We start from the raw sequence: 26,881 nt of genomic DNA, 5'->3' as shown, positions 1-26,881 counted from the left end.
TTGGCATTATGGAAGATTAGATGCAGATATGGAGAAGGTCTCTAGAAAGCATCTAGAAAGTATTTGCAATATAGCAATATAGGCATATAGGCATATAGGCATATAGGAATATAACTATGCTAGTTATGAAGCAATATTGTGAGTTAGCAGGATAAGCGAGTTAAGTGAGTGATGGTAAAGAGAGATTTTTATACGGTTGTAGAGGATGCGCTCTATACAACAGATGCTGAAGAAAAGTGTGAAAAGGTTGATCATCTCTATGATCAGTTATTAAGTGGAGAGATAGAGCCTTATCCCGATCAAGATGTCATGGGAGTGATTCCTGCAGGACGACCGGAGCTTCCTCGTTTAGTTTCGCCTCAAGAGGTGCCACGCCGGCGTTTAGGTTCTAAGGCAGGTGTTTTAGCGCTTGTTCATGCTATCTGTCATATCGAGTTTAATGCGATTAATCTTGGGCTTGATGCCGCTTACCGTTTTCGGCAGATGCCGGTGCAGTTTTATCATGATTGGTTGTTGGTCGCGAAAGATGAAGTGCGCCATTTTCGGATGTTAGCGCAATATTTAGAGTCAGAAGGCTCTTTTTATGGTGCTTATGATGCGCATAATGGACTCTGGGATTCTGCCGAAAGAACGGCGCATGACCCCCTTATTCGGATGGCATTAGTGCCGCGAGTTTTAGAAGCGAGAGGATTAGATGTTACGCCGGGAATTATTGAGCGCCTTACACTCAATGGTCAAGATGAGGTTGTTGCTCTGCTAAAAATTATCCTCAAAGAGGAGGAATCTCATGTTTTGGTGGGGAATCGTTGGTATCGTTATCTCTGTGAGCAACGTCATTTGCCCCCTAAAGAGACCTTCTTTTCCTTAATTGAAGAGTATGGGCAGACTTTAAAGCCCCCCTTTAATATTGAAGCACGCCTTCGTTCAGGATTTACCCAAGAGGAGATCGATTATCTTGTAGAGTCGATCGATCTTTAGATTTCGGAGAGTGCAGGTAGGGTTGTGATTAGACGAGATATTAAAAAACTTGAAAAAGGGTGGGAAAGAAGATGAGAGAAGAGAGTGTGAGAAAAAAGAAGACGATAGCGGATAGAGATTATCCGGCGTTGAAAGGAGAGATTGTCTCTTCGATAAGATCAAGGCTATTAGCATTAAAACAGGGGCTCTTTATCGGACTCTCGGGTATTAAATTGACAATAGAGGAGAGGAGATGGCTAGCGCATAAAGATGTTGCCGGCGTAATACTCTTTAGCCGTAATTATCAAGATAAGCAACAATTGACAGCATTAACAGCTGAGATACGGGAGATTAATCCTGAGCTATTGATCTCTGTTGACCATGAGGGGGGACGTGTACAGCGTTTTCGTGAAGGCTTTACTCAGCTGCCCCCTATGCGGGAGTTAGGGAGGCTTTATGATCAATCAAGAGACGCTGCGCTGTCTGAGGCTTATCAATTGGGATCGATCATGGCATCAGAGCTTATCGCGGTAGGTGTTGACTTTAGTTATGCCCCTGTTTGTGATATCGATTATGGAGTTAATCCTGCCATTGGTGATCGCGCTTTTCATTATGATCCTACCGCTGTGACTGAGCTTGTTCTCGCTTTTTATCGAGGAGTGAAGGCGGCAGGATCGGTTGGTGTTGCCAAACACTTTCCTGGGCATGGTTTTGTCAATATCGATACTCATGTTGCCATTGCGCAAGATGATCGGCCTTTAACGCTCTTAGAAGAGCGAGATCTTAAACCTTTTCGGGCGCTGATTGATGCTGGCATAGAGGCATTGATGCCGGCACATATTATCTTTACGGCACTCGATGCTGATAATAGCGTTATCTCTTCAGAGAAATGGCTCCGATATCTCCGTGAGGAGCTTGCTTTTCAGGGCGCCATTATTAGTGATGATCTTGATATGGGAGGAGCGAGCCATTTAGGATCTGTAAAAGAGAAGGTTGATCGTTGTTTTTCTGCCGGTATCGATATTGTACTTCTCTGTAATGATTTTCAAGCGATTCGGGAGTTATTAACCGCTGATTGACCAGAATGGCTCTCTATCTAATAGAGCGGAAAAGAGAGATGAAGAGCAGCAAAAAGGTAAAAAAGGTAAAAGAGGTAAAAAAGAGGGCAATAAAACTCTTTTGGGATAAGTTGTGGGATATGCACATTTTCTGTGGATAACTATAAGGACAACTTGATCATAGCTGTGGGATAAAGTCGATAACTCTCAAAAGCATTGGAAATAGAGGGTTTTAAGCCTGTGATTAATTGGCTTATATTTGCTTAAAAAATAAGCAAATCCTATTTTAGGTTTTTCTGATCTCAATTCTAAACCTTTAAAATATGAATCTCTTGCTAAGATGGGTTATCCCCTTTTTGGGGGAGATATGCACATTTTCTGTGGATAACTATAAGGACAACTTGATCATAGTTGTGGGATAAAGGGGGTAGAAAATCTATTTTAATATAACTTATTGAATTTAAATAGGATTTTTAGAAGTAGTTATCCCTGTTAATAAATAAAAAAACCGCTCAATGAATGAGCGGTTTTAATTTGCTTTCTGATCAATTTTTTGATTTTTCAAAGTTGAAATATGGTCATTAGAGATCAGCTTTTAGTGAGAGCCCGTTATCTTTTATATCGCTTCTAGCCCTCTTCTAGCCTTTTTCTAGATATCCTTTAGATATCTTTTGTTGCGCGTTGATGCTTACGGCGATCCGCTTCTGTAAGATAGCGTTTACGGATACGGATCGATTTTGGCGTTACTTCCACTAACTCATCATCATCGATAAATTCAATAGCGCGCTCTAAGGTTAATTTTACCGGTGTTGTTAATGTTAATGCTTCATCGGTTCCGGCAGCACGAATATTGGTCAGTTGCTTTGCTCTTAACGCATTGACAACGAGGTCGTTATCACGGCTATGAATACCGATCACTTGACCTTCATAGATCTCATCTCCATGACTTGCAAAGAGGCGTCCGCGCTCTTGTAGGTTGAAGAGGGCATAAGCAAGTGCTTTACCTTGTCCATTAGAGATTAAGACACCATTTTTTCTCTGACCGACAGATCCTTTTTTAAGTGGACCGTAATGATCGAAGTTATGGAACATCAGTCCTGTACCACTTGTTAAGGTCATAAACTCTGTTTGGAAACCGATCAAACCGCGTGAAGGAATCATATATTCGAGACGAATACGTCCTTTACCATCCGGCACCATATTTTGCAGTTCAGCAAAACGGTTCCCCATCTGCTCCATGATATCCCCTTGATGTTGCTCTTCAATATCAAACATCAATGTTTCATAGGGTTCCATCTTAACGCCATCTTCCTCACGAATAATAACTTGTGGACGACCGACAGCCATTTCATAACCTTCACGACGCATATTTTCAATAAGAACAGAGAGATGGAGTTCTCCACGACCTGATACTTTGAAAACATCGGCATTATCTGTTGCTTCAACCCGAAGAGCAACGTTATGGATGAGTTCCTCTTCAAGACGCTCTTTAATTTGGCGTGAGGTGACAAACTTACCCTCTTTACCCGCAAAAGGTGAAGTGTTGACCTGAATCATCATCGAAACGGTTGGCTCGTCGACAGCTAAAGGTGGTAACGCTTCGACATGTTGTGGATCACAAATTGTATCTGAGATAAAGAGGGGGTCGAGCCCGGTAAAGCTGATGATGTCACCTGCTTGTGCTGATTCAAATTCAATTTTATTAAGGCCATGGAAACCTAAGATCTGTTGAATTTTACCATTACGTTTTTTGCCTTCACGATCGATAACGGTCACGTTCATATTTTTATGAACTTTACCACGTTTAATACGACCAACACCGATTACACCGACATAAGAGTTATAATCGAGTGATGAAACCTGTAATTGAAAAGGTGCATCAACCTCAACATCAGGTGCAGGTACATGATCAATAATTGCTTGGAAAAGTGGCTCAAAGTCACCACTACGAACATCATCGGTAAGGCCTGCATAACCATTAATTCCTGATGCATAGACAACTGGGAAATCGAGTTGCTCATCTGTAGCACCAAGATTATCGAAGAGTTCAAATGTTTGATCTAATACCCAATCAGGACGTGCGCCAGGTCGGTCAATTTTATTGATGACAACGATCGGTTTAAAACCCATCGCAAACGCTTTTTGTGTTACAAAGCGGGTTTGAGGCATTGGGCCCTCTACTGAGTCAACGAGGAGTAATACCGAGTCAACCATCGAGAGAACACGCTCAACTTCGCCCCCAAAATCCGCATGTCCTGGAGTATCTACGATATTGATACGGTATCCATTCCAGTTGATAGCGGTATTTTTAGAGAGGATCGTAATTCCTCGCTCTTTTTCGATTTGGTTCGAATCCATGACGCGATCCGCAACCTCTTCACGCTCACCAAAAGTTCCTGAACTTCTGAGGAGTTGGTCAACCAGGGTTGTTTTACCATGGTCAACGTGGGCGATGATGGCTATGTTTCTTAATTTATCTATCATTTTCACTTTCTTTTATCATTGATGCCCAGCGAAGCCTCAAATATGATCTTGAGGGTAGGGCGATTCTATTGAGATTATCTATCTTTCGAGGGCTGTATTATAACGCACTTTTTGATTATTTTTTGAGTTAATTTATTTTATGAAGCGGGGCGTTTGATTCTTCTAGCAAACATTCGATATCGTTGAAAATATCATTAAAAATCAATTTTTTTCTATTTTGGGAAGTCGTTTTTGGGAAAGAATTGAGTGGGGATTTATTTACAAAATAAATTGTCTTTATCAGATGATTGACAACTTCGATAATCACTAGTAATTTGCGATAGAGGGACTCTCATTTAGCGAGCCTCTTTTTAATGTTCGATAACAATAAAGAATAAAGCGTTCAACAGAAACTTTTCAAGATTTAAGTGAGCCTTAACCTTATATAAGACTGATGTGAAACTGATATGAGATTTTATGAGGCTCTCAATAAATGTTGAGAGATCATTTCATTTAAATTCAATGCATTAATACTGTGTCGATATCTACGCTGTCAATATCGATGTCAGTCTCTGAGCTTGAGTCTATTGATCACCGCTGTCGAAGCTATTATTTTTATAACACTAATTGTAGACCACCCAATTTATACACCATTTTATTATTCTGTTTTATTGATGAGGAATATCATGTCAAAGCAACCTTCTACTGAGTTCAAGCGTCTTGAACTACTCCCTCCTTATGTCTTTAGTGTGATTGATGAGCTAAAGGCAGAAGCTGCGGCAGCAGGAAAAGATGTTATTGATTTTGGGATGGGAAATCCCGATCAGCCAACCCCTGCGCATATTGTTGATGCATTAACAGCAGCGGCAAAAGAAGGAGCCAATCATCGATATTCAGCCTCAAAAGGAATTGCTCCCGTTAGAGAAGCGATCTGTGATTGGTATGAGAGAAAGTACCAGGTCAAATTAGATCCTAATAGTGAAGCGATCTATACTATCGGCTCTAAAGAAGGGCTCGCAGATCTGACCTTAGCAGTATTAGATAAAGGGGACGTTGTTTTAGTGCCTGATCCTGCCTATCCTATCCATCCCTATGGTCCGATTATTGCCGGCGCTACTGTGATTCATGTACCCGCAGGTCCTGAAGATGATTTTGAAGCTAATCTTCGAGCTGCAATTGAGAATAGTCCGGTTAAGCCGAAGATGCTCTTTCTCAATTACCCATCAAATCCAACATCTGAGTGTGTCGATCTTGCCTTCTTTGAGCGGATGGTCGCTTTAGCAAAAGAGCATGGTATCTGGATTGTGCATGATTTAGCGTACGCTGATCTCTCTTTTGATGATTATCAAGCCCCCTCTATCTTACAGGTAGAAGGTGCTATCGATATTGCTGTTGAATCTTATACGCTCTCTAAAAGTTACAATATGGCAGGTTGGCGTGTCGGATTTATGGTGGGTAATCCAACCTTGATTGGTGCTTTGACAAAGATTAAATCATATCTCGATTATGGCTCTTTTGCACCGATTCAACATGCAGCTGTTGCAGCGCTCACCGGTCCGCAAGAGTGTGTTGAAGAGGTTCGTCTACGCTATCAGGCACGACGTGACCTATTGTGTGATGGACTCTCATCGATCGGCTGGGATGTTAAAAAGCCTAAAGCATCGATGTTTCTTTGGGCTAAGATTCCTGATGCTTATCGTGACATGGGATCGATGAAGTTTGCAGAAAAGCTGATTAAAGAGGCATCTGTTGCGGTAGCGCCCGGCATCGGTTTTGGTAAGGGGGGCGAAGGATATGTGCGTTTTGGTCTTATTGTCGATGATGAGAGAACAGCACAAGCGATAGAGAATCTACGGCAGATGTTTATTAAAGATGGCTTGGTAGTGGCACCGTAGTTTGAAGCGAAAAAGTAGTTAGATGATCCCTTCTATCGAAGTGATAAAAGTAAGGTAGATGTGGGATAAAAGCGAGATAAAATAAAGATGAGCTGTAGCGTTATAGTAACTTTCTACAGCTCATTTTTTTATTTGTCGATTCAGCGCTGATCGATATTCGGTATCGATTTTGAGTTCGATTTTAATGCTTGCCTTCGGCAGGAGATTGAGTATAGATTCAAGATCTATTTTTTGATCTATTTTTTGATCTGTTTTATGAGCTCTTTTTGAAAATAGAGGATTCTCTTTAGGGAAAATTAAGCATTAGGATAGGTAGATTTAGAAGCTTAGACGGGGTAGAATAAGGCTGTTTTTAAACTATTTGTAGGAGAATTGTAGTATGGCTAAAGTCCTTGATGTGGTGAAACCAGGCGTACTCTTTGGTGATGATGTCCGAAAGGTATTTGCAATTGCTAAAGAGAATAATTTCGCATTGCCGGCGATTAATGTTGTCAATACAGAATCAATTAATGGGGTTTTAGAAGCGGCGGCTAAAGCTAACTCTCCTGTGATTATCCAGTTCTCCAATGGTGGAGCACAATTTTATGCCGGTCGTGGATTGAAGCTTCCAGGATATGGTGGTCATGAGGCCGCTGTTTTAGGGGCTGTATCAGGCGCGAAACATGTTCACACAATGGCGGAAGCTTATGGTGTGCCGGTCATTCTTCATACCGACCACGCGGCAAGAAAATTGCTCCCATGGATTGATGGTCTTCTTGAAGCAGGTGAAAAATTCTTTGAAGAGACAGGTAAGCCACTCTTCTCCTCGCATATGATCGATTTATCAGAAGAGTCATTAGAAGATAATATTGCAACTTGTGTGGAGTATCTTAAGCGTCTCGATAAATTAGGAATGACTCTTGAGATCGAGTTAGGTATTACTGGTGGTGAAGAAGATGGCGTTGATAACACTTCAGTGGATAATGCGCTGCTCTATACTCAACCAGAACATGTTGCTTATGCTTATGAAGAGTTGAGCAAAGTGAGTCCACACTTCACAATTGCGGCATCATTCGGTAACGTTCATGGTGTTTATAAGCCAGGAAATGTTGAGTTAAAACCAGAAATCTTAGATAACTCACAAAAATATGTCTCTGAGAAGTTCAATCTTCCGGCAAAACATCTCGATTTTGTCTTCCACGGTGGATCAGGTTCAAGTTTAGAAGATATTCGTGAAGCGATTAGCTATGGTGTCATTAAGATGAATATTGATACTGATACTCAATGGGCAACGTGGGAAGGCGTTCTTGACTACTATAAAGCGAATGAAGGCTATCTCCAAAGTCAGTTAGGAAACCCTGAAGATCCATTTGGTCCTAACAAATCTTACTATGATCCACGTGCTTGGTTACGTAAAGGTCAAGAGAGTCTCGTGAAGCGTGTTTTAGTTGCTTATGAAGATCTTAACGCGATGAATCGTAACTAATCTGTATTTAACTTTGTATTTAACTTCTATTTAATCATGGTTTAATCTTAATTTATTAAGAGTGAAATAGAAGGAATCAGCTACAGATTCAGTAATAGATCATTCAGCGGTAGATCATTCAGCATGATCAGAAAGATTGTAATCAAAATGATAAAAGAGCGATATGTCTTTGGATATATCGCTTTTTTGATAGCGCGACATTCACCAGTAAAAGAATAAAGTTCAACAGTTTCTGCTTATTTCTTTATTTTATATTTGATTCTATAAGAGGGTTCTTGGAGGGGCGGGAACCCACCATTTTGTTCTTTTCACCAGTGCATGCCCGCGGTTTGGCATTTTTAATGCCGAGAAAATAATTAAACATGATTTAAATAACTTTTAAATAGTTATTAAACAGTCGTTAAACAATAGGTGCCGGCGATAGAAGATCGCCAACTGCCGGTGCGTGGCTTTTGGAGCTGCGCGATAGTGAGATCCGGCAGCGTTCAGCCTTTGCTATTTTGATGAATCATTCTTAAGAGGGATGTTGGAGGAACGGGAGCTTACCATTTCATTCTTTTCACCGGTGCATGTCCGTAGTAGTAATCTCCGGCAATAGTTCAGCTATATTTGTATCAATAGATCTTTCTAGATCTTTTAAGAAAATAAGTGGTATTGCATTGTGCGAGGAGAATTTGTTCTGTTTTTCGATAAAAAAGAGGAGATCATCTGATCCCCTCTTCTATAGATGTTGATATATCGATCTATTCTTATCTACTTTCGTTAATTAGTAGCCAGTCTGCTCATCGTGAAGGATTTTCCCACCGAAGATCTTATGTACATAGAATGTGTAGAGAAGAATCAGTGGTAGAACAATCGCAACTCCCCAGAGGGTGAACTCTAGTGATTTAGGTGCAGCACTTGCTTCCCATATATTGAGTTTTCCAATAATAATGTCCGGGAAGATACTGTAACCAAAGCCGATAAAGGTACACAATACAATTAATACCGCAAGGAAATAGGGTACCCAGTCACGCTTATAGGTTGTATCTTGCTCGATAAATTTAAGACTTCTAAAGATAATGAAGGCAAAAATGACACAGAGCAGTGGGATTGGCGCTAAATAGTAGAGGTTTGGAATAGTAAACCACTTCTTAAAGATCACATCGCTAGTATATGGCATCGCTAATGAGACTAAAACGATCGCTAAGAAAGCCAACACGATGGAGTGACGAATCGCTTTTGCTGCAAAGAGGCGAACGTGACCATCTGATTTAAAGATCAGCCATGCTGAACCTAAAAGCGCATAACCAAAGCAGAGTGCGATACCGACACAGACCGCAAAGATCCAGTTAACCATGGTATGCTCAAGCCCTGTTGCATAGAGGCCGATCATAATGCCTTGCGACATAGTTGCAAGATAGGCACCAAAACAGAAGAGCGCATCCCACATCGGTTGACGATGTTTAGGTGCTGTATTTCTAAAGTCAAAGGCAGCTCCACGGAGGATTAATCCACCTAACATCAAGACAGTAGGGATATAGAGCGATACTAAGATATCGCCATACGCTTTCGGGAAGGCGATAAAGATCACTCCAATTCCAAGAACGATCCAGGTTTCATTCGCATCCCAGAAAGGGTCGACTGTTGCCACCATCTTATCGCGATCACTACGCTCTCTCATAAAAGGGAAGAGCAGACCAACGCCGAGATCATAACCATCGAAGATGATATAGAAGAAGACCGCGGCAGCCATTAGGCCGGCAAAGATAACGGGAAGTATTGTTGCAGCATCCATAACCATAATTATGCTCCTTGTGTTTCTGCAGCGATATTGTTTTTAACAGTCTTGTTTGTGAGATAGAAGAGTACTGCAAGATAGCTCACAAGAACGAAGATGTAGATTAAACAATAGATGAGTAAGGATGAGATCATCACAGTAGGACCATGTGGCGCTGCGGCATCTGCTGTCTTAATTAGGTTGTAAACAATCCAAGGCTGACGACCAATCTCGGTAGTATACCAACCAAAGAGAACTGCAACCCAACCGGAGAAGGTCATACCAATAAAGACTTTGAGCATCTTAGGTCCAATTTTTTTGCGACGCATCAACTGTACCGCACCAATCCATGATGTGAGTAGCATTAAGAGACCAACGCCGACCATGATTCTAAAGCTCCAGAATACAATCGCAACAGGAGGATGCTCTTTAAACTCATTGAGCCCTAACACTTTTCCATCAAGAGAGTGGGTCAAAATAATACTACCTAGATGGGGAATTTGCAGCGCAAAATCATTACTACGAGTCTCTTCGTTAGGGAAAGCAATAACGTTGAATGCCATCGGCGATTCAGTCTCCCAAACGGCTTCAATTGCCGCAAGTTTGTCAGGCTGATGTTTTAAGACTAAGAGTCCTGATTGGTCACCGACAAAGATCTGAATCGGAATTAAGATCGCCGCAATAATGACACCGGCATTGAGCGAACGACGGCTCGATTTAGAAGGATCTCCCTTAACAATCTTATAAGCTGAGATTCCCGCAATTAAGAACGCCGCTGTTAAACCTGATGCTAGTAACATATGTGCTAAACGTGTGAGGAATGAGGGGGTAAAGATCGCATCCCACCAGCTTGTCACATGCGCAACACCATCGATCATCTCATAGCCGGCAGGGGTCTGCATCCATGAGTTAAGGGCGATAATCCAGAAGGCGGAGAAGGTCGTTCCTACGGCCACTAAGAAGGTTGCTAAGTTATGAATAAAGGGGGAGACTCTTTTTTGGCCAAAAAGCATTACACCTAAGAAAGTTGCTTCTAAGAAGAATGCAGTTAATACCTCATAACCTAGGAGTGGGCCTGCGATATTTCCAACATGCTCCATAAATCCTGGCCAGTTGGTACCAAATTGGAAGCTCATTGTTACACCGGTAACAACACCAATGGCAAAACTTAATGCAAATATCTTCACCCAGAAGTTATATGCATCTAACCAAGATTGATCATTGGTCTTTTCAAATCGCAGTTTAAAGAAGAGGAGTACCCAAGCAAGTGCAATATTGATACTTGGAAAGATAATATGAAAGGAGATATTGATTGCGAACTGTATTCGCGCTAACACTATCGGATCTAGTTCCATAGGGGGCCCTTTTTGTTAGTGAGTGTAGTTATGATGAGATTAACACTTAACGGTTAATATCACGACCTATAGGCAATATTTATTTCTGCGTTAACAATTAATCTTATTTCATAATCTCTTTTAATCATTTTAATAAGATCTTATAGTGACAATTTTCCGATAGTGATTTTTAAAAGATTCCCCTAGTGCTTCTTAACTACTCAGGTATTCGATCAGTTAAGTTTTAAAAATCAATGGGGCGCCGGGAGAAGATCAGTGGAGGCTTTTGAACTAATGCCTCTTTCTCTCTCTGCTATAAAAAAGCGGGCGACCGATAAAATTGCTCCTAATAAGGTTAATCAAAATGGTTAATGTCGATTACGGTTGAAATAAGATCTGCTGTTATCGAGTTGTATCATAAGATCCTTGCATTGTAGTGCTTTCTCTTTAGATACTTTAATAATCTATTGTCCATAAGGTTTTTAAATGTGTAAAAAACAGAAATAGAATTATCAATGAGCCGGCAATCAAACCTTCCTCCGTAGAGAGGAAACAGTGATGCCCTCTACATTTGTTCATCATTTTACAATAATTGATACTTATTATGAAGTGTTGAAGAACTCTTTTCTTAAAGTAAATAGACGATAGAGGAGTGATAGAGCGTAGAGCGCATCGGGACGAATTTTCTTAGGAGATTTTTTACTTGCCTCAATCACTCATTAAAGATTAAAGAGCAATGCAGTGGGATAGAAAACATGCGATAATTGGGAACTATTTTATTCAAACAGGATAAGTGTAAAGAAATGGCTGAAGAGTGGATTTATGGCTTTCATGCAGTGGAAGCCGCAATCAGAGAAGATCGAGTAATTAAGGTGGCGATCGATCCATCGCGTAAAGATAAGAGAATGCAAGGGATGATCGCATTATTGGAGGGGCTTAAAATTAGGCCTGAACATCTAACGAGTATTCAATTAGAAGAGTTAGTGCGCGAGAGTCGTCATCAAGGAGTTATTGCTAAGATTGCCGTACGTCCTCCTGAGAGTGAAAACTTTCTCTATCAGCTTCTAGATCAGCTCGATCATCCTCCTTTTCTCTTAATTTTGGATGAAGTTCAAGATCCTCATAATGTGGGAGCTTGTCTTCGTAGTGCCGAGGCTTTTGGTGTTGATGCCGTGATTGTCCCTAAAGATAATGCTTGTTCATTAACGCCGGTGGTGCGTAAGGTCTCAAGCGGAAGTTCAGAGCGAGTTCCTTTTATTGAGGTGACCAATCTTGCGCGTGTTTTAGAGAAACTGAAAGCGAGAGGAATTTGGATATCGGGCTTAGCCGGTGGCGGGGAAAGTACTATTTTCTCTGCTGACTTTAGAGGACCACATGCCATTGTAATGGGTTCAGAAGGTTCCGGTATGCGCTGTTTAACCGAGAAGAATTGTGACTTTATTGTCAAAATCCCGATGGAAGGGGAGATAGAGAGTCTCAATGTCTCTGTTGCTACCGGAGTGACCTTGGCAGAAGCATATCGTCAGCGGCATCAGCTATAAAAAAACGCCGTACTTGGCGTTTTTAGTTTGAACATTGATAAATAATTGAGAGCGATAATTGAGAGCGAGATAGGTTTATCTCGCTCTTTCTATTTCTAATATCTGTTTCTAACACCTGTTCTAATATTTATTTCTAATATTATTTCTAATATTCTATAGATCTAGTCGGGTACTTGGCGCTGATAGCGTTGAGCGGCATCATGCGCGCGATCATCTTTCTCTCTAAGAGAGTTAGGACGTAAAAAGGTATAAGCTACAAAACCTGCAAACCACATTAAAAAGCCGACAGGGACAAAAATTGTAACTAGATAGATGCCAATTGTTTTTTGCCCAAGAATTAGCATGGGTAAGCCGACAACAGTACCGATAATACTAATAATCATTCCGGCATAGAACATAAATTTGTTGAGTGCAAGCATTGTTAGATAACCTCAATGGACGATACGAAGATAAAATAGGGTGATCCATAATAAGAGATCGATCGCTGATGATCAATGATTGAATAGCCGATAATGGGTGTTAACATTGGCATCCATCATTGGAGGATCATGAGCAACTCTGGTAATAATCATACCATATTTAGGCCTGCTCATTAGTAAGTTCGGTCGAGATCGATCAAGTTGAGGGCCGTTTTGCCAGCCTCTATCCGGCGAATATTCTCCACAACTTGCGCTGCTGCTGTTCGAGGATTGGTCGATGCCGCAACATGGGGCGTAATCTCGATTTCGGGAATTGTCCAAAGGGGATCTGTTTTCGGGAGCGGTTCTTTTGCAAAGACATCAAGCAATGCTCCTGCGATCTGTTGTGATTCAATTGCCTCGATCAGATCTGCGCTATTAAGATGTTCTCCTCGTGCGGCATTGATTAGATAAGCACCAGGATTGAGTTGATCAAAGAGGGTGCGATTGAGGATTGATTCTGTTTCTGATGTGAGCGGTAATAGACAGATGAGAAGGTCTAGATTTTTCGCAAAATCGAGAAGCTCTTCAGTGCCGGCATAACTCTTTAATGAAGGAATCTCTTTGGGCGTGCGAGACCAGATACGAATATTCGGAAAGCCATTCTGTTGTAGTCGTGCTGCTGTTGTTTTACCAAGTTCACCATAGCCTAAGATGCCAATTGCAAATTCATCGTGAAAGTTTCGAGGTACGGGATTCCATTCGCCAATAGTTTTGGAGGCTCGATAGCGATGGAAGTTACGAAAAGCGGTTAACGCTCCATAGAGTGAGTATTCACTCATCTGATTGGCCATATCGGGATCGATAATACGGGCGATCGGCATCTGTGTCGGGCGATCTGCTGTTTTGAAGAGGTGGTCAACCCCCATGCCGAGCGATTGAATTAACTTTAATTGTGTGAGTGTTGGAAAGATGCCAGCAGGTGGTTTCCACGCCAGTACAACTTCGATCGATTCTGGATCATAATGATCATTTAAGCTATGAATCGTAATATTGGGATCGATTTTAGTGATCTCCGTGCGCCAGCGTTCTAGGCCTCGATCATTTTCTGTTAGATAGAGTAGATGTGTCATGATTGCCCCCTTTCTATTATTTTTTTATCAGTTGTCAGTCATTAGTCATTAATTAATAGAGATAACATATCAAGAGGGAGATCAAAAGAGGGGGAGAAAAAGAGAGGAATAAAAAAAAGAGAATAGAAGGATGATTTCTACTCTCTATCGTCTACTCTCTATAGGCTAACGACTATTTCAGTTATGCACTTTTTGCCGAAAAGGGCAAAATTGATCGACAACTTAAGCCTTTTTCTGACCTTCTTTAAGAAGATCACGAATCTCAGCAAGGAGAATCTCCTCTTGCGTCGGTTTTGGATCTTCTATTGCTTCTTCTACCGCTTCAGCTACTGCCTCATCCTGTTTTGCGCGTAATTTGTTCATAACGCGAATCGCTAAGAAGATCGAGAAGGCGACGATAATAAAGTCGAAGATGTTTTGGATAAACATACCATAATTGAGAATTACAGCCGGTTCATCGCCTACCGCATCTTTAAGTGTTAAGGCGAAGTCTTTAAAGTCGATTCCACCAAGAAGAAGTCCTAAAGGGGGCATAATAATATCGGAAACAAGGGAGGAGACGATCTTATTAAATGCTGCACCAATGATCACCCCAACGGCAAGATCGATCACATTTCCGCGCATTGCGAATTCTTTAAACTCTTGAAGAAACTTAATTTTCATATTTTAACTCTGTTTTTTAACTCTATTTAGTTTTATTTGGTTTTGCTTATTGCTTATTGCTTATTGCTCATTGGTTATGCCTATTGCCTCATTTATGACTATTTCATTTGCTGCTATTTTTAATTATTAATTGAGTCTAATTGAGTTGTTAATTAAATAGGCGCGTAACTGATGTTGATTTTTAGTGATTTTTTTATTGATTACAATTTAGCAATTATAATCATTTAAATAATCATTTAATCAATATTTTTATCCTATTAATATCCCCATTTGAGAGGCGCACTATTTTAGATCATTTTACAGTTGTAGGCTATCTAATATTTAAATTGGCGTTCAAGAGGCAATAGGATAAATTAGTAGGGTTATCAATAAGGAGGTTTGGATGAAAATCGTAGTAGCTTTAGGGGGCAATGCGCTTGGCAATAGTGTCAGTGAGCAAGAGAGAATCTTAAAATCGACCGTGGTGCCGATTGTGGATCTCATTGCCGAAGGACATGATGTTGTGTTAGCGCATGGCAATGGACCACAGGTAGGGATGATTAAGCTTGCAATGGATGTTGCAGAGCAGAATCTTGGGAAAGAGGGGGTTCCTATTACAGAATGTGGCGCTATGAGTCAGGGCTATATCGGTTATCATCTTCAACGATTTTTGCGCGATGAGTTACAACGCCGGCAGATCGAGAAAGAGGTTGTCACCATTGTGACAGAAGTATTAGTTGATAGTGATGATCCTGCTTTTGCTAATCCGCGGAAGCCAATCGGCTCCTTCTATAGTAAAGAGGAGGCGGACAGATTAGCAGCAGCGGGTTACCCTGTAATGGAAGATGCCGGAAGAGGTTATCGTATTGTGGTCGCTTCGCCACTGCCCCAAAAAATTGTGCAAATTAAAACTATTGAAAATCTTATCAATGCCGGGGAACTAGTCATTACGGTGGGCGGAGGCGGTATTCCTGTTGCGATTGAGGATGGGGTAACCGTTGGTAAATTAGCTGTGATTGATAAAGATTTTGCTTCTGCAAAGTTAGCAGATCAGATCAATGCCGATCTTTTAGTGATTTTAACGGCTGTTGAGAAGGTCGCAATTAATTTTGGTAAGGAGAATCAAGAAGAGATCTCAGAGATGAATTATGCCGAAGCTGCTGCCTATATAGAATCAGGGGAGTTCGCGCCAGGTTCCATGTTGCCTAAGATTCGTGCGGCGATGAGTTTTGTTGAGCAAAATAGAGATAAGCGTGCATTGATTACCTCCTTAGAGCGGGCAAAAGAGGGATTCAACGGGAAGACCGGGACCTGGATCCGTTATGAGTAATCTTTTTTAAGTTTCTTTCCGCTCTTTTGTGCTTGTTCAGGTATCATATAGAGAGTAGATAAGCGTTATGCAACGTGAGAATTAACGTTAGAATTAACGCTAAGTTAGCATTAATACATTAATAATTAATGCTAAAGAGAATGTTAAAGTTATAGGTGAGGGCAGAGTGATTCTGCCCCATTTTATTATTGATGATTCGATCGATTAATCTCTATTCGCTCTTATCAATTCTACTTAATCTCTCCTATAGGGTTAGGGTGAGAGTGAAGTGGAAATGAGCTCGAAATGAGGTTGAAATGAGGTTGAAATGGGATTGGAATCAAAGGTCAGATCAGAAATGAGATCAGCGCATAGAGGGAGAGATTATGAATAACAACAAACATCCTATCGATTATTACCATCAAAAATATGGCTTAACGTTACCCCATACGGATGTTGTGGCGTTGATCGAAGAGTATCAGTTATCACCGGGTCGACTTCTCGATTTAGGATGTGGGCAAGGCCGTAATTCTCTCTACTTAGCAGAGCAAGGATTTGATGTTACTGCTTACGATCTTAATCCGAGAATGTTACAGACGATTCGCGATATCATTGAGCAGGAAGGGATCAACAATATTCAGGTTGAGGAGAGAGATCTTAATAAAATTGAGATCGAAGGGGAGTATGACCTGATGATCTCGACAGTGGTGATGATGTTTTTACAAAAAGAGGCGATTCCGAATCTTATTGCACAGATGCAACAACATACCGCACCTGGCGGTTATAATTTAATTGTTTCAGCGATGTCCACGGAGGCTTATCCCTTTGATGGCTTTCCTTTTACCTTCAAAGAGGGAGAGCTTCGCAATTATTACAAGGGTTGGGAGCTACTCCACTACAACGAAGAGGTCGGTGAGCTTCATCGTCGTGATGCTAATGGCAATCGTCTAAAATTACAGTTTGCAACGATGTTAGCAAGAAAACCTGCTTAATAATTTTGATAGATGATAGATTAAGAGGAAAAGAGATAGGGAAAGCGATGATGATCAGTGAGGAAGATAGAGCCCTTTTTCGTGGTAGCGTTGGTCATGTTGTCAAGATTAAAAATCAAGAGAATGTCTTGAAATTACCAAGACCACAATTGAAGGTGAAGATTCGTAAAGCATTGCGAGAAGATCCCGATATGGTCGATCTTATGAGTGATGATCCCACTTGGATCAATAGTGATCCCACCTCAGAGATGCGATTTCGGCGTGATGGGGTTTCACCAAAGTTATTGCGTCAGCTGATTCAAGGGAAAATTGCGCCCGATGCTGTGATCGATCTCCATGGTTTAACTGCTTCAGAGGCACGTGATGAATTGCAATATTTTCTCTACGCTGCACTGAAGCAGAATCTCTTCTGTATCAAGATCATTCATGGTCAAGGCTATGGCTCAAAGGGGGATCCGATCATTCGAGGATTGATCGATCGTTGGCTACGATTACAGCTCGATATTCTCGCCTTTGTCAACCCTCCGCAAAGAATGGGAGGAAGGGGCGCAACGCTCTGCCTACTTCGAAGTCAATATCCCTTTGATTGATATTTATCTCCTTCCATAAAGTTGAAGTGCACTCAATTGAAATGCACTCAATTAAATCGGACTCAATTGAAACGGATTCAATTGAAGTGAATCAACTCATTTCGACCTGGGGCGAGATATTAACTTCATGATACTATGGAGAGAAAGGGTGATCGCCCCCTTTATAGACATTTTCTATACTGTATAACCTTATATAACCTTCAGTTTAACGTGAGGCAAGAGTCTAATTGCTATGCATGATCCATCTACTTCTCCCTATCCTATTTTAGATCCTCAAACGGTTCCTATTACCGGCAATATGATGATAGAAGCCTCAGCCGGTACAGGAAAGACCTATACCATCACGCTTTTAGTCCTGCGTCTGCTCTTAGGGCTCAATGAGGATAAAGATGCGAAAAAGCTCCCTGAAATTTTAATCGTCACCTTTACCAATGCGGCAACAGCAGAGCTTAAAGAGCGAATTTATAGCCGTATTATTGAGCTAAAGCATGCTTTTTTGCAACATATGGTGGGTGGGGATATCGCTGATTCAGCGCTTTTAGCGTTGGTTGAGACCTATTTAGAAAAGAGAGATGCCCCATCATATTCATATGCAGATGATATGTATGACTCGTATGACTCGTATGACTCGTATGACGCGTATGAATCGGGTGAGTCACATGAGTCGTATGACTTGTATGAAGCGGGGAGTGATGGGCTCTATCGTGAGCAAGGCTCTCTCTTTGATGATGAGGTAGTAGTGGATACTCCTCAGGCAGAACGTTATCAATCCGCCCTTAATCTTCTTATTGAAGCGGAAGGTGCGATCGATCAGGCGGCAATTTATACGATCCATGCGTTTTGCCAACGTCTCTTAAAGGAGAATGCGCTCGATTTAGGGCAACCTTTCAATTTTGAACTAGAAGAGGATCTCTCTCCTTATTATCGAGAGGCGATCTACCATTTTTGGCGTGAAGAGTGTTACCCGCTCTCTCTCGAAGCGGCTAAAACGGTACAAGCCATCTTTGGTATTCCGCTAGCTCATGAGATACGCGATCATCGTTTTTTTCAGCGGAAAGGACTCAATCTTTTAGATAAAATTTTACCATTACTGCGAGATCCTTCTCTAATACAGACCGATCTTTGGGAAGGAGAGAAGTGGGAAGAGATCGATCATCTTCAGCAACTACTCGATCGCGTTCGATCAGAGGTTGAGGCGATGAAGGCGGTGATTCGTAGCGATTTCTCTCATGATGATTTTATTGATCTTGTAAATTTAGTCGGTCTTAAAAAACAATCTTATCGTACCGATCTGATTAAGAAGTATCATGATGCTTTAATGCGTTGGGTTGAGAGTGATTCGATTCTCCCTTTCAAAGATCAGGATAAGTTTTCGTTAGCGCATATGGAGAGCCGCTTGATGAAGGGGGGAGATCTCCGACGTATGCCGGAAAAACTCTATCAGCTCTTTATGGATCTGGAGTCTCTGCATGCGATCTCTACTATCTGCTATCATTACGCCGGCAGTAAGGTATCAGCGATCTTACAACAGATGAAGCAAGAGGCTCATATCTTAGGCTTTGAGGATCTACTCTCGCAACTTGACCAGAAGAGTTTAACAGCAACAGAAGGGTTCTTAGAGGCCCTCCATCTTCGCTATCGTGCCGTTTTAATCGATGAGTTCCAAGATACGGATCATCAGCAATTAGCGATCTTTCGTCGCCTCTTTTTTGATTATCCTGAGATTCCCTTTGTGATGATAGGGGACCCAAAGCAATCGATCTACCGTTTCCGTGGGGCAGATATCCACTCCTATTTAGGTATTAAGGAGCATATTGAAAAGATCTATACGCTCAATACCAATTACCGTTCAGGAGAGCTGCAGGTCGCCGCTGTTAATCGACTCTTTGCCCTAAGAGCTGCGATCAATCCACCCTTTATTGAGAAAGATATTCCCTTTATTGAGATTAAGACGCCACCATCGGCAGCATCCTCCAAGTTGATCCTACCTCATCGACCAGATGCCGGAATGACCTTTTTAGAGTATCGGCCGGCACCGGCTGAGGTTGAGCCTGAAGAGAAGAAGGGTGCTAGTCGTGTGAATAATGGTGATTTTAAAGATCAGATGGCAGCGGCAACAGCTGAGGAGATTGCAAGGCTCTTAAAAGAGGGGCAGTTAGCGACTGAAGAGGGCTCGCGCGCGATATCACCAGAAGATATCACCATTCTAGTTCGCTCTGGCAGTGAAGCGGATATACTCCGAAAAGCGCTTCGCAGAGTAGGGGTGAATGCAGTCTATTTGTCAGAGAAGAGCTCAATTTTTGATGCCGGCAATAGTATCGCCCTTGATCTCTACCTCTTTCTCTATACCTTGCTCTTTATGCATGATCGTAAAAAGGTGATGCAATCGGTCGGTTCTGTGCTCTATGGTTTTTCTGTAGAGGAGTATGAAGCACTGATGAATGATCCCGATGCTTTTGAGAAGCTTCTGACAGAACGTTATCAATTACGGGAGATTTGGGAGAAGCAGGGGATTTTATCGATGATCCGAACCTTTATGGTGCGGGAGAATCGTCTGGCGAAACTCTTAATGTTAGAGGATGGCGAGCGGCAAGCGAGCGATCTATTTCATTTAGCAGAGATATTGCAACGGGAATCTTTTAGTAATGGGGAAGCATTGCTGCTCTGGTTACATGACAAAATTTTTAATGTTGAAGGTCGGCAGCAAGAGAAAATCCGGCTTGAGAGTGATTTTAAGACCCTACAAATTATGACGATTCATAAATCGAAGGGGTTAGAGTTCCCGATTGTCTTTCTTCCTTTTGCACTCTTTAAAGGGCGTGGTGAGAAGGAGGGAATCTATATTGATGCGACAAAAGAGCGGCGCTATATCTATCCTGAAGAGTGTACTTCGGAGATTGAGCGTTACTTTCTAAAGGAGAATTTAGCGGAGGATATTCGGTTACTCTATGTAGCCTTAACACGAGCAAAGTTTCACACCTATGTGGGCTTTACCCGAGCATTAGATAAAAAGGCGTATCAAGATAATGCGCTCTCTTATCTGATGGGGATCGGAACTAAAGAGGAGGATTTAGCGCCCTTTTTTGAAGCGGGAATTTCACATCAGATCTTTTCTGAAGAGGAGCTGAATGATCCACAAATGATTCGTGTTAATTTGATCACTGAAGCGAAATCAGCACCTATGCCGGCACAATTTAAGCGTCGATTAGCACCTCTTTGGCGTTTTACGAGTTTCTCCAATCTCTCCTATAATGCAAAGAGTAGCACGCCCATTCCACAGTTATTAGATGATGAGGTTGAGCTTGAGCAGGCAGATATTGAGAGTGATCATGAGGGAGAAGAGTCGCCATTGTCGTTAGAACGCTTCTCCCACTTTCCAAAAGGAGCGATCACCGGTAATTTTATTCATGATCTCTTAGAGTGTTATCAACCTGCTCAATTAGAAGATAGCGAGCTTCTCACCCGATTGATTGAGGAGAATTTTGCACATCTTGTGCCAGTATCTGATCTTCCACATTTAGTTGAAGAGCTACAACTCTGGCTTGATTCTATCTTTCATGCGGATCTAGCGCTCTCTCAAAATTTAAGGGAGATCTTAGAAGGGAATCAACAGGTACGGGAGCTAGAGTTTATCTTTCCTATTACTCAACGGATCGATGCGCAATCGCTTAATCAACTTCTCGATCAGCAGCCGACAAGAGCGTTAAAGAGTGCATTAGACTTTGAGACCTTAAGTGGATTTCTTCGAGGGTTTATCGATCTCTTTTTTGAAGTGGATGGGAAGTTTTATGTCGCTGATTATAAGAGTAACTATCTTGGACCATTGCCGGAGAATTACGAACAATCTGCGATGCAGCACTCAATCGATCATGCCTATTATGATCTCCAATATCTTCTCTATACCGTGGCTGCTGTAAAGTTTCTTCAAAATCAGCGTGCAGATTTTGACTATGCCCGTGATTTTGGTGGGGTTTACTATCTCTATCTTCGGGGAATGGTGTCGGGAGGCAGAAGTGGAATCTATTATGTTAAGCCGGATTATGCTTTAGTTGAGGCGTTAATAGCTCGGTTAGGGTTAGAAGAGGCAGAGGAGATCTAAAAATGATGAGTGATAGATTGAGTCAAGAAGAGAGAGTACAAAAAGAGGGAGTACAAGAAGAGCGCATGCGGAAAGAGGTCGTGGTAGATAGAATGCCGGCATTATCCTATTTTCAACAGCTCTTTCCAGAGAGTGAGGCTTTAGAGAGGTTATTAGAAAAAGAGACTCTGGGAGAAGAAGAGCGACGCGCCTTAGAGAGAGGGTTGAAATCATGGCTGCAACAGTTAGTTGAGCGGCGTTATTTTAATTATATCGATCTCTATTTTGCTGATTTTATAGGGCAAAACAGTCCGATAACTTCTCCTCGACATTGGCTTGGTTACACCTTTTTACTACTGTTACTGAGTCGTGCTTATGGTTATGGTCATACCGCACTTCCTGTTACCCATCTTTACAATCCTAAACAGTGGTTTCAGGAGGTAGAAGATCCTGCGCGAATGGCGATTATCTTTGGATTTGTCTCTCTGCTGTTAGGTGCGAAGACGTTACGAAAAGCGCTGACAATATCGGAAGAGCAGATGGCGCTAGCGCAATTTTGGCAAACGGTATTAGAGTCGATCGATCTTCCGCTTGTACGGGTGGGAGATATCCTCTATCTCGATCGTAATTATGAGCAGGAGAGCGTTATTATCGACTTCTTTGCTCAGGATCGTTCAATCGTTTTAAGTGATAGAGAGGTCTCTTTTTTAAAGGAGCGCCTTAATCACTATTTTATGGCTGAGAAGAGTCGTCAAGCGAAGAGTGAGAGCGAGACTCGCCTCAATTGGCAAAAATTTTCTGCTGCGAATGTTCTCTTAAATCGACTCTCTGTCATTTCAGGGGGACCCGGAACAGGAAAGACCACGACTGTTTTTAAGATTGCGCAGATCTTGGTGGATCTCCACTTTATGCAGCGTGAGTCTCAAGGGTGTAAGCAGCCTTTTACTATTCTCTTAACGGCACCTACAGGGAAAGCTGCGGCGCGTCTTTCGGAATCGATTTTAGGGCAGATTCGTGCTCTACAAGCAGAAATCTCCACATTGCCAGAGGAAGAGGAGCGCTTGATTCGTGAGCGATTGGCGCTCATTCCTTATAGTGGGCAGACCATTCATCGTCTTCTTCGAATTGACCCACTCACGCGAAAGCCCCATTTTGATCGTTTTAACCCTTTGAGTTTCGATCTTCTTGTGGTGGATGAAGCATCTATGATTGATCAGCAGATGTTAGTGCAATTGATTGAGGCATTGCCGGAGAAGGGGCGAGTAATCTTTTTAGGAGATAAAGATCAACTTGCATCGGTAGAAGCGGGCGCCATTATGCATGAGCTCTGTGCGAAGGAGAATTATTCGCCCGATCATTATGAGCAGCTTCAACATTTAATTGAGGAACCTTTGACTGATGTGCCGGTCTTGCCCCATTGTGCTGCTTTTAATTATCTAAGCTTTCTGAAGAAGAGCTATCGTTTCCGTGATGATTCGGCATTAGGTGCATTAGCACGGGAAATTAATCATGAGGGAGATAGTGGTGCAGAGGCCCGATATCAACGGGTTGATTCTCTCTTTAAAAAGGTATCATCTCCACTTGATCTGCAAGGGGGAGAAGGATCACTTTTTTGGAGCCAACTACCTGCTATTCCTGCTGAGTTGGAATCCTATTTTAAAGCGGCTTATAGCGATTATTTAACCCTTTTGCCTAAAGGAAGAGGAATCGAGTTTGCGGAAGAGGCTTTTAAACTCTTTAATCAACTTGGTGTCTTAAGTGCAAGAAGAACGGGCGAGTATGGGGCGGTCGCTTTGAATGAGTTGATACGAAAGACCCTTTTTCCAAAACTTTATTCTCGAGAGTTTTTTCATGGATTACCGATTATGGTTACCCATAATAGTATCGATCATCAACTTTTTAACGGTGATATAGGATTAATTTTAGAGAATGAGGAAGGAAATCTACGGGCTTATTTTGAAGGGGTCGATTCCGCACGGGTCTTCTCAATTCATGCACTGCCGAAATTTGAACCTGCATTTGCGATGACGATTCATAAATCACAGGGAAGTGAGTTTCAGAAAGTGATGCTCTTTTTAGGCGATGACCCTTCGCGATTTTTAACAAAAGAACTCTTCTATACGGGGGTTACAAGGGCACGATCATCCGTACATCTCTTTGCCAGTAGTGCTGCGCTTAAAGCAGCATTAATGGGGAGAGTCGATCGTTATAGTGCAATTCATGATAGACTGTCTCAAGCGATTTTAAGATTGTCATAGAGAGTTTCTCTATTAAAATAGGTGTGATCGCAAGGCAATGAATTATCAATAGATGCACTAATAATAGATCAGCAGATAGATCAGTAGATATATCAGTAGATACAGATATAGAAGTAGAAGTAGAAGTAGAAGTAGAAACAGAGATAGAAACTGCGATAAAAAAATAAGGATTATATGGCGAAAACAGATCAGTTACAGGAGTTAAGAGAAGCTCCCATTAAAAAATTATTGTGGAAATACTCACTCCCTGCAATTATCGGCAGTAGTGTGGCAGCACTCTACAATATTATCACCCGATACTTTGTTGGAAATGCCGAGTATCTCGATGATCATGCATTGAGTGCGATGGGAATAGCGCTTCCAGTTATGACCATGATTGCCGCCTTTGGAATGTTAGTGGGGGCAGGTGCGGGAAGCCGAATTTCGATCTACCTTGGTAATGAAGATTATGATCGGGCAGAGTCTGTTGTCGGGACCTCTCTTCTCCTCACTTTAACGATCACTTTAACGGTCTCTTACGGAATGTTTCTATTTCTCGACCAGTTAGTCTATCTCTTAGGGGCTGATGAGTTTACTTATCAATATACTCATGATTTTTTACGCTACTTTCTTCCCGGTGCAATCTTCTCTAATCTCTGTTTTAGCTTTAACAATATGATGCGAGCCTCAGGGCATCCGCGAAAAGCGATGTATACCATGTTGCTAACGCTATTGATCAATCTTATTTTAGCGCCACTTTTTATCTATGTTTTAGAGTGGGGAATTAAAGGTGCCGCCATCTCTATTGTACTTTCGATGGTTGTGGGGACCATTTTTGTGATGGCTCACTTTATGAGTCGTTCAACACTATTACGGTTTCGACTTGCAAAGATTCGTTACAACTGGTCTATTACGAAAGCGGTGCTAAGTATCGGGATGTCTCCCTTTATTATGAATGTGGTCTCAGCGGCTATTATCTTTATTATGATTCGTCAGGTGAAGGTTTATGGGGGATCGATCGGTGTTGCGGCTTATACGATTGCTAATATCACCTTAATGTTGGTGGTGTTAGTACTTTTAGGGTTAACGCAGGGAATGCAGCCTATTGTAGGGTATAGCTATGGTGCGGGTGCATTTGATCGTTTAAGGGAAGCGCTTCTTTATACGATTAAGGTTGGCATCTGTATCGGTTTGATCGCCGCTATTATTGGGGTCTTTTTCCCGGCATTGGTGGTAAAACCCTTTAATCCTTCTGAAGAGTTGGCACTTGTGACAATGAGCTCAATTCGAATTGTGACCATACTCTTTCCGCTAGTCGGCTTTCAGATGGTGGTGACAATCTTCTTTCAGAGTATTGGAATGGTAGGGCACTCGATCTTCTTAAGTTTAAGTCGGCAGATTATCTTTCTGATTCCAGCGCTTTTTATCTTGCCAAGTTTAGTTCCTCATTGGGGTTTTCCTGAAATTGATGGTGTTTGGGCAGCTATTCCAACTGCTGACTTTCTTTCAGCATTCTTGGCTGGATTGCTCTTATGGTTACAATTACGTGAGTTTAAAAAGATGAGATTAAGGGGGGAGATCAATGAGAAGAGATAGTAGAGATAATAAAAATATGAGCCGTAATGGCGTTGTAGATGAGAAGCATCTCTCTTCAAAAAAGGGGAGTGGGCGTAAGATTCTCAATCGTGACTTTCAGAAGATGAGCTATTCGAGAATGATCTTCTCCGGTTTAGGTAATTTAGTACTACTGGTGATCTGTTTTTGGATTCATTGGAGCCTTGGGGTTCTCTTTATGATCTTCTGGCTCTTTATTCTTCCCTATCTTGATATGCGACGCCTACGCCGTTATGAGGCAGAAAATCCCACGCCTCTTCCATCGAAAGACTCTTTTGATGATACTGACTTTGTAGATGGGCAGGGAGCGCGTGAGGAGGAAGATCACTGGAAATCATGGGATGATTGGGATGCATGGGTTCAGGAGTCAGACGCTCACTCAAGCGATGAAGCTGAAGGTAAAGAGGGAAAGAGTAGTTCAGAAGGTAAGAGGGAATCGGTTGAACAGATAGAAAAGGGGCAATAGAAAAGGGGCAAAAGTAATCAGCCCCTAAGTACTCTTTACTCTTTACTCTTTATTGTAGTTATTTCTCTCTTATAGTCACTTCTCTTATAGTGATTTGTGCTATCGATAATCTTTGGGAGATACTTCACTGATCTCTATTTACAGACCTCTAGTCATAGACCCTCACTTATTGATTCCTACTGATAGATCTCTTCATCATCCATCTCTTCCATCTCGATCGCTTCAATCTCTTCAATGGCGCGAATTTGATCTGCACTCATAGGCGAGTCATTCTCGTTGATCTCTTCAACCTCTTCGATAAAGAGCTCTTCGTTATAAGCAGCGCAGTGAGCAAAACCCTCTTCAAATCGAGGATCATCAATTTTCTCCATCAAATTCTCAATAAAAGGGAAATCGGACTCTTTAATATTGGCATAGGAGAGTTTGCCACTGAGTGCCACAATTAAAAACTTCTCTTCTCGTTTATCAAGAGGAATGGTGGGAAGGTTATCGCGATAGACATTAGCGACACATTGGCAATAATCATCGTTGGCGATCTCCTCTTGTTGGCAGTAGAAAAGGTATGCATTTGCAATTCGATCGGCAGGTGTCTCCTTCACTTTCCCTTTTGCTTCTGTAATAGAGGAGAGTGAGAGGAGCGTGATGAGAATTAAGAGAGTCGCTTGTAATGTTGATCGAGTTATCAATCGAGCTAACGATGCCATCATAAATAGATCCTTATCTGAATTTTACCCTAGTTAGTTGGTTACTATACTCTATTATTAATAATCTTCAGTAATAATTTTTAGCAATAATCTTTATTGAGCTTATTATTCTCATTAAAGTTTTTGAACTTGTCGAGCCTATTGAATCTATAGGGGTTATTAGAGATTTTAGCGAGCATCTCATTGAATCTTATAAAAAAATCTTGTGAGTATATTTGTTCAATGTTTACTTCATGTTCGTGACAT

The 26,881-nt window shown here is 41.7% G+C and carries 19 protein-coding genes; 12 read left to right on the top strand and 7 right to left on the bottom strand.

The annotated features are described in order from the left end of the window. Positions 1-171 precede the first annotated feature (171 nt). Both DC082_RS04085 and nagZ read left to right on the top strand, forming a co-directional pair. Positions 172-978 carry a ferritin-like domain-containing protein gene (locus DC082_RS04085; RefSeq protein WP_109235865.1) on the top strand — a complete coding sequence of 269 codons (807 nt, stop codon included), beginning with the start codon at positions 172-174 and terminating at the stop codon, positions 976-978. A gap of 71 nt (positions 979-1,049) precedes the next feature. After that, positions 1,050-2,036, top strand: a complete 987-nt coding sequence (gene nagZ / locus DC082_RS04080; RefSeq protein WP_109235864.1) for a beta-N-acetylhexosaminidase — start codon at positions 1,050-1,052, stop codon at positions 2,034-2,036. 639 nt (positions 2,037-2,675) lie between these two features. Here the strand turns inward: nagZ and typA are convergent. Beyond that, complete coding sequence (gene typA, locus DC082_RS04075) at positions 2,676-4,499, bottom strand: translational GTPase TypA (RefSeq protein ID WP_109235863.1); 1,824 nt, start codon at positions 4,497-4,499, stop codon at positions 2,676-2,678. A gap of 665 nt (positions 4,500-5,164) precedes the next feature. On the opposite strand from typA, the gene DC082_RS04070 reads away from it, so the two are divergent. Both DC082_RS04070 and fbaA read left to right on the top strand, forming a co-directional pair. Then, positions 5,165-6,373, top strand: a complete 1,209-nt coding sequence (locus tag DC082_RS04070) for an aminotransferase class I/II-fold pyridoxal phosphate-dependent enzyme (RefSeq protein WP_109235862.1) — start codon at positions 5,165-5,167, stop codon at positions 6,371-6,373. Between the two features lie 379 nt (positions 6,374-6,752). Beyond that, positions 6,753-7,838, top strand: coding sequence for a class II fructose-bisphosphate aldolase (fbaA, locus tag DC082_RS04065; RefSeq protein WP_094566934.1), 1,086 nt, complete (start codon positions 6,753-6,755; stop codon positions 7,836-7,838). A 766-nt stretch (positions 7,839-8,604) separates the two neighbouring features. Here the strand turns inward: fbaA and DC082_RS04060 are convergent. Together DC082_RS04060 and DC082_RS04055 are read right to left on the bottom strand one after the other, a co-directional pair. Further along, complete coding sequence (locus DC082_RS04060) at positions 8,605-9,621, bottom strand: cytochrome d ubiquinol oxidase subunit II (protein ID WP_094566935.1); 1,017 nt, start codon at positions 9,619-9,621, stop codon at positions 8,605-8,607. A 2-nt stretch (positions 9,622-9,623) separates the two neighbouring features. Next, positions 9,624-10,952 (bottom strand): cytochrome ubiquinol oxidase subunit I, encoded by a 1,329-nt coding sequence (locus tag DC082_RS04055; protein ID WP_109200644.1) that lies wholly within the window; start codon positions 10,950-10,952, stop codon positions 9,624-9,626. 782 nt (positions 10,953-11,734) lie between these two features. Between DC082_RS04055 and rlmB the strand changes: the two genes are divergently transcribed. Then, positions 11,735-12,472: a 23S rRNA (guanosine(2251)-2'-O)-methyltransferase RlmB gene (gene rlmB / locus DC082_RS04050; RefSeq protein WP_109235861.1), complete on the top strand. Its 738-nt coding sequence runs from the start codon at positions 11,735-11,737 to the stop codon at positions 12,470-12,472. 161 nt (positions 12,473-12,633) lie between these two features. Here the strand turns inward: rlmB and DC082_RS04045 are convergent, their stop codons facing one another. From DC082_RS04045 to mscL, 3 genes are all read right to left on the bottom strand, one after another. Next, positions 12,634-12,891, bottom strand: a complete 258-nt coding sequence (locus DC082_RS04045; protein ID WP_094566938.1) for a hypothetical protein — start codon at positions 12,889-12,891, stop codon at positions 12,634-12,636. Between the two features lie 173 nt (positions 12,892-13,064). Beyond that, the gene (locus tag DC082_RS04040) at positions 13,065-14,003 is read right to left on the bottom strand and encodes a 2-hydroxyacid dehydrogenase (RefSeq protein WP_109235860.1); all 939 of its coding nucleotides are present in this window, start codon (positions 14,001-14,003) and stop codon (positions 13,065-13,067) included. A 222-nt stretch (positions 14,004-14,225) separates the two neighbouring features. Next, positions 14,226-14,660 carry a large-conductance mechanosensitive channel protein MscL gene (gene mscL / locus DC082_RS04035; protein ID WP_094567354.1) on the bottom strand — a complete coding sequence of 145 codons (435 nt, stop codon included), beginning with the start codon at positions 14,658-14,660 and terminating at the stop codon, positions 14,226-14,228. Positions 14,661-15,048: 388 nt separating this feature from the next. Between mscL and arcC the strand changes: the two genes are divergently transcribed. The 7 genes from arcC (at position 15,049) to DC082_RS04000 (ending at position 25,931) form a co-directional block, all read left to right on the top strand. Next, positions 15,049-15,975 carry a carbamate kinase gene (gene arcC, locus DC082_RS04030; RefSeq protein ID WP_109235859.1) on the top strand — a complete coding sequence of 309 codons (927 nt, stop codon included), beginning with the start codon at positions 15,049-15,051 and terminating at the stop codon, positions 15,973-15,975. 365 nt (positions 15,976-16,340) lie between these two features. Continuing rightward, entirely contained in the window at positions 16,341-16,946 is a 606-nt protein-coding gene (tehB, locus tag DC082_RS04025) for a tellurite resistance methyltransferase TehB (RefSeq protein WP_109235858.1), read from the top strand. Between the two features lie 47 nt (positions 16,947-16,993). Continuing rightward, entirely contained in the window at positions 16,994-17,536 is a 543-nt protein-coding gene (locus DC082_RS04020) for a Smr/MutS family protein (protein ID WP_109235857.1), read from the top strand. A 232-nt stretch (positions 17,537-17,768) separates the two neighbouring features. Continuing rightward, entirely contained in the window at positions 17,769-21,635 is a 3,867-nt protein-coding gene (gene recB, locus DC082_RS04015; RefSeq protein WP_109235856.1) for an exodeoxyribonuclease V subunit beta, read from the top strand. 2 nt (positions 21,636-21,637) lie between these two features. Beyond that, the gene (gene recD / locus DC082_RS04010) at positions 21,638-23,872 is read left to right on the top strand and encodes an exodeoxyribonuclease V subunit alpha (RefSeq protein ID WP_109235855.1); all 2,235 of its coding nucleotides are present in this window, start codon (positions 21,638-21,640) and stop codon (positions 23,870-23,872) included. A 174-nt stretch (positions 23,873-24,046) separates the two neighbouring features. Then, a complete protein-coding gene (locus DC082_RS04005; RefSeq protein ID WP_109235854.1) occupies positions 24,047-25,447 on the top strand; it encodes an MATE family efflux transporter in 1,401 nt (466 codons plus the stop codon). Next, positions 25,434-25,931, top strand: a complete 498-nt coding sequence (locus DC082_RS04000) for a hypothetical protein (protein ID WP_109235853.1) — start codon at positions 25,434-25,436, stop codon at positions 25,929-25,931. The genes DC082_RS04005 and DC082_RS04000 overlap by 14 nt, the downstream gene beginning before the upstream one ends. Positions 25,932-26,107: 176 nt before the next feature. On the opposite strand, the gene DC082_RS03995 is transcribed toward DC082_RS04000, so the two are convergent. Then, on the bottom strand, positions 26,108-26,638 hold the full coding sequence (locus DC082_RS03995) for a hypothetical protein (RefSeq protein WP_109235852.1): 531 nt from the start codon (positions 26,636-26,638) through the stop codon (positions 26,108-26,110). Positions 26,639-26,881: the final 243 nt, after the last annotated feature.

Source organism: Ignatzschineria indica, from assembly GCF_003121925.1.
Taxonomy (GTDB): Bacteria; Pseudomonadota; Gammaproteobacteria; order Cardiobacteriales; family Wohlfahrtiimonadaceae; genus Ignatzschineria; species Ignatzschineria indica.
Note: the sequence above shows the minus strand (reverse complement) of the source record. Positions and strands in the feature narration are given on the sequence as shown.